This window comes from Streptomyces sp. NPDC058469, from assembly GCF_042721125.1.
Classification (GTDB): domain Bacteria; phylum Actinomycetota; class Actinomycetes; order Streptomycetales; family Streptomycetaceae; genus Streptomyces.
Genome location: NZ_JBHXME010000369.1, coordinates 1 through 1,052, shown reverse-complemented (window position 1 = coordinate 1,052; position 1,052 = coordinate 1). Strand labels below are relative to the sequence as shown.

General features: G+C 72.2%; 2 protein-coding genes. Both read left to right on the top strand.

What is annotated here, in order from left to right; genetic code table 11:
• A partial coding sequence (locus tag ACFWP5_RS52520) for a helicase-related protein (RefSeq protein ID WP_384174584.1) occupies positions 1-658 on the top strand: 658 nt, incomplete at its 5' end.
• Between the two features lie 64 nt (positions 659-722).
• Positions 723-1,037: an SCO5918 family protein gene (locus ACFWP5_RS52515; protein WP_384174581.1), complete on the top strand. Its 315-nt coding sequence runs from the start codon at positions 723-725 to the stop codon at positions 1,035-1,037.
• The last annotated feature ends 15 nt before the right edge of the window (positions 1,038-1,052 follow it).

The window sequence follows — 1,052 nt, the reverse complement described above, 5'->3', positions numbered from 1 at the left end:
CACCGAGATCGCGGCGCGCGAGGGCCGGGTCATCATGTTCCTGGACACCAAGCACGCGGTGGACCGGCTGGTGAAGCACCTGCTGAACAGCGGCGTCCGCGCGGCCGGTCTGCACGGCGGCAAGTCCCAGCCGCAGCGCACCCGCACGCTCGCCCAGTTCAAGGACGGGCATGTGACGGCGCTGGTGGCGACCAACGTCGCGGCGCGTGGCATCCACGTCGACAACCTCGACCTGGTCGTCAACGTCGACCCGCCCACCGACCCCAAGGACTACCTGCACCGCGGCGGCCGTACGGCCCGTGCGGGCGAGTCCGGCAGTGTCGTCACGCTGGTCACCCCCGACCAGCGCCGCGACATGACCCGTCTGATGACCGCGGCCGGCATCACCCCGGAGGTCACCTCCGTGCGCTCCGGCGAGGAGGAGCTGACCCGGATCACGGGCGCCCAGGCTCCGTCCGGCGTCCCGGTCGTCATCACGGCGCCGGTCGTGGAGCGCGAGCGCACCCGCCGTAGCCCGTCCTCCTCGTCGTCCCGGGGCCGTCGCGGCCGTCCGGCCGCCGAGGGCCGGTCCGCCGGTGGTGCGGCGCGACGCAGCGGCGGCGGCAGCGGAAGCAGCAGCCGGGGGCAGCGACGGTCGTCCTTCGGCCCTGCGGCCTGAGGACCAACTCGGCGCCTTCGGGCGCCCGTTCGGCCCCCGATCCTCCTTCTCTCTGTGAGGCAACATGCGCTGTGTCATCGCCCGGTATCCCTTCGACCTCACCAAGATGGGTGTCCTGGAGACGATGAAGGGCATCAAGCCCGAGCTGGTCACGGGTGAGTCCGTGACCATCGGGCGGCGCCGCTACCCCGTCAAGCAGGTGGGGCAGGTCATCACCCGGCAGGACCCCCGCGACTTCAACACCGGCGAGGTCGTCCGGGCCATGACCCGGCTCGGCTTCACCTGCCACGGTCTGCCCGAGGTGGCGCCCGTGCACGCGCTCACGCCGTTCGAGAACGCGTCGGCCCTGCTGGGCAGCGGCGCGCCCCAGGACGTGTAACAGCGACACCAGTAC

Bases quoted from the DNA above. Each gene is read 5' to 3' on its own strand.
- ACFWP5_RS52515 (WP_384174581.1), top strand. From the start codon at position 723: ATGCGCTGTGTCATCGCCCGGTATCCCTTCGACCTCACCAAGATGGGT.